Annotated in this window: 5 protein-coding genes; 4 read left to right on the plus strand and 1 reads right to left on the minus strand. The window is 56.8% G+C overall.

Annotated features, from left to right (window positions below):
* From ACFPLB_RS08220 to ACFPLB_RS08235, 4 genes are all read left to right on the plus strand, one after another.
* Positions 1-188: S26 family signal peptidase (locus ACFPLB_RS08220; protein ID WP_378228873.1), on the plus strand; the 188-nt coding region annotated here is incomplete at its 5' end.
* On the plus strand, positions 109-1,350 hold the full coding sequence (locus tag ACFPLB_RS08225) for a conjugal transfer protein TraB (RefSeq protein ID WP_378228874.1): 1,242 nt from the start codon (positions 109-111) through the stop codon (positions 1,348-1,350). The genes ACFPLB_RS08220 and ACFPLB_RS08225, both read left to right, overlap by 80 nt.
* Positions 1,351-1,363: 13 nt before the next feature.
* Positions 1,364-1,963 carry a lysozyme family protein gene (locus ACFPLB_RS08230; protein ID WP_378228875.1) on the plus strand — a complete coding sequence of 200 codons (600 nt, stop codon included), beginning with the start codon at positions 1,364-1,366 and terminating at the stop codon, positions 1,961-1,963.
* Positions 1,964-2,198: 235 nt separating this feature from the next.
* On the plus strand, positions 2,199-2,936 hold the full coding sequence (locus ACFPLB_RS08235) for an autoinducer binding domain-containing protein (RefSeq protein WP_378228876.1): 738 nt from the start codon (positions 2,199-2,201) through the stop codon (positions 2,934-2,936).
* On the opposite strand, the gene ACFPLB_RS08240 is transcribed toward ACFPLB_RS08235, so the two are convergent.
* Positions 2,920-3,159, minus strand: a 240-nt coding sequence (locus ACFPLB_RS08240; RefSeq protein ID WP_378228877.1) for a transcriptional repressor TraM, incomplete at its 5' end; no start/stop codon positions are given. The two genes, ACFPLB_RS08235 and ACFPLB_RS08240, sit on opposite strands and share 17 nt — an antisense overlap.

Raw genomic sequence — 3,159 nt, forward strand, 5'->3', positions numbered from 1 at the left:
ATTCTGACGTTCGCAGCATCGACGCCGTAGGCCGGACGCTGGTTCCTCATTCCGGCGGCGTGGTGCCGGCCAATAATCTCTTCCTTCATTCTTCATACGCAGGTTCATATGACTCGAGATATTTCGGACCGATCCCGGCATCCGGGCTCCTCGGCCTCGCCTGGCCTGTCCTCACTTTCGGACAATGACAGAATCAAAGTTATCGGCCTCTCGGCTTTGGCAACCGGCAGCGGCGTCATTGCATGGAGCGGCGAGCCGCGTCTTCTCCCGGTCGCATTTCTGTTTCCGGCCCTTTGGGCGCTCGCGCCATCCCGCCTCAGTGCTGTTATAGTATCGGCGGCGTATTTTCTTGCCGCTTCGCGTGGGCTGCCGCAGGGAGTGGCGAACTTCTATGGCAGCGGGCATGGCGCGGGCCTCGCCCTTTGGCTTGGCGCGGCGCTGGCCTTCGTTGTCGTCCATGCTGTTCTGTGGACGTTGCGTCCGGGCCTCACAAGACCGATCCGATATGGGGTGGCAGCACTGCTGGTGAGTGTGCCGCCTTTCGGCATCGTCGGTTGGGCGCATCCGATCACCGCAGCCGGCATCCTGTTTCCGGGATGGGGTTGGTGGGGATTGGTCCTGGCGGCGCTCGGCTTGCTTGCCGCGACGACACGATATCGCGTGATAGTCCTTCCGGTATTTGCAAGTTTCTGGATGATATCCACTGTGACCTGGGCAGATCCCGAAGGCCCGCCTGACTGGGTCGGCATCGATACCGAATTCGGCGGACAGCAGGGTGAATATGCAGGCTATCTCCAATATCGCGAGACTCTTGCTCTTGTTGATGCCGCCCCGAATGCGGGCCGCAACGTCGTTGTACTGCCTGAGAGTGCGGCCGGCATCTGGACGCCTACCGTCGAACATCTGTGGTCGGCTGCACTTTCAGACACCGACGCTATTGTTGTCGCCGGTGCGATCACGGTCGACCGCCAAGGATATGACAACGTCATGCTTGCGGTTCCGGCAGCCGGAACCCAAACCCAAATCCTCTATCGCGAGAGAATGCCGGTTCCCGTTTCCATGTGGCAGCCCTGGCGGCAATGGACTGGCGGAAGTGGTGGCGCGAGGGCGCATTTCTTTGCAAATCCAGTCTTCGAACTCGCTGGCCAGAGGGTGGCGCCGCTCATTTGTTATGAGCAACTCCTGATCTGGCCAATCTTACAATCAGCCTGGCACGACCCCGACGTCATTGTCGCCATCGGGAATGGCTGGTGGACGAACGGCACTAACATTATCGCCATCCAGAAGGCCGCAGCGATCGCATGGGCGCGCCTTTTCGGCCTTACCCTCGTCATGGCGTTCAACAGCTGAACTGGAGCTGAAGATGTTCGAATTGGCATTCATTGAGCAATGTGCCGACCCAGGTGTTGAAATCGCCATTGTCGAACGGTTTGTGGCGGCGGTTGGAACGGACAATCCGCTGGCCATGTCGATCACATCTGGTAATCGCACGATCCTGCCGGAACCTCCACGCACGCCGGAAGAGGCGCTGCGCCTGACCGCTCACTTCGTTGACAAAGCGGTCGTGCGTGTGGGGGTTACCCAGTATCCGGCAGGCTATGGAATTTCAGAAGCAACGGAGCTGAGCCCTGGCCTATTCGATGCTTGCGAAAATATCCGCATGGGATCAGCACTGTTCGGCAAGGTTTACCGCATCGTGGCTCATGCCCGTGGCGAGGATGCAACAAACATATTCGCAGATGCCGTCACGGCGTGGCGCACGGGAATATTCGAGAGAGCCTATGTCTTCGGACAGGCTGACCCAGGTCCGCTGTCAAGCGAAGAAGACGCAAGAGCCCACAAATCATCATCAGACGAAAGTCTGGATGAAGAAAATCCACGGATGAGTCAGGAACAGACGAAAGATCACAACCCTTACGACGCAGGTATCCGTGTCGATCTTTCTACGATTAATGAACCATAATAACGATGAAAATTTATACGTGTCTTTCTAAAAACGAGTGATGAATTGAATCCGTCGGTAACGTCAATTTGATTTTGGACAGTAATTTCACTGGTGTGGCGGATTGTCTTGACGCAAGTTCCTATCCAGACTGAAGACAAGAACGTAGGGCCGGGAGGCATCACGCAAAAGCAGGATCGGGAGAAGGCTAGCAGATCTCCATTGTCGCGGACGGACATGTCGAAAGGAGGACGATATGCAACCTGTAAGGCGAAGAGGCCAGTTTTCTGACCACATTGTCGGCCTGCTTGAGACACTAGAGCTTTCACGTGATGAGCGCGCCGTGCGTGGCGCGTTGCGCAAGTTCACGGCCGCAGCCGGGCTGCAGCACTATGCCTATGTCGGGGTGAGTAACGACAGTATCCGTACCCTCACGGACCTTCCGTCGGAGTGGGAAGGCTATTATCACGATGCTCACCTCTCAGCGATTGATCCGGTCGTTCAGCAGGCTCGCAAGACGGTCAAGCCATTCTGGTGGTCGCTGGCGCAAATGAATCTGGTCGAACCGGATGCCCGGAGATATCGCGACGAGATCGGTGAATTTGGTGTCGTATCCGGCATGACGATTCCGGTTCAGGTCGGGTTCGGTCGGACAGCGATGCTGACGTTCATGTCAGAACACGATGAGGACGCGCCCTACAACATCACCGCCCTGAAATCGGCCGTTGCCGCGGTCGCCTACGCTCATTTGCATATATCGAGCGATGAGTTTGCTGCACGCCAGATGTTGTCGTCGCCGCTGACGCCGAGGGAGCTCGACTGTGTCATGTGGACATCGCTTGGCAAGACCAAGGCCGAGATTGCGCAGATGCACGGGATTTCAGAGAAAACTGTGCGCTTTCATATTGAAAACGCGCAGGTCAAGTTGAACGCAACCAATGGTCCGCATATGGTTCGGCTTGCCCTCGACCGAGGACTTATTCCGCGTCGGTGAGATTGATGGTCGGAATATACCCAAGTCGGTCAGTCAATGATGCGACAAGCATCATCTGTGCCTGTTGGCGCATGAGGGCGTCTAGATAGGTCTGCTCATGTTTGCTCAGGTGACACTGATCACTAAGCGCCGCCGACTTTGCTCTCTCCCATTCTTGATGGGCGTGCTCGGCGCACTGAAGAAGCTGCCGGTGTTTCTTGATCGCTGCGACGGCCAATGAACG

The organism is Aquamicrobium segne, from assembly GCF_042656785.1.
Classification (GTDB): Bacteria; Pseudomonadota; Alphaproteobacteria; order Rhizobiales; family Rhizobiaceae; genus Mesorhizobium; species Mesorhizobium segne.

Excerpts from the sequence above, each read along its gene's own strand:
- ACFPLB_RS08225 (WP_378228874.1), top strand. The coding sequence starts at position 109 with ATGACTCGAGATATTTCGGACCGATCCCGGCATCCGGGCTCCTCGGCC.
- ACFPLB_RS08230 (WP_378228875.1), top strand. The coding sequence starts at position 1,364 with ATGTTCGAATTGGCATTCATTGAGCAATGTGCCGACCCAGGTGTTGAA.
- ACFPLB_RS08235 (WP_378228876.1), top strand. The coding sequence starts at position 2,199 with ATGCAACCTGTAAGGCGAAGAGGCCAGTTTTCTGACCACATTGTCGGC.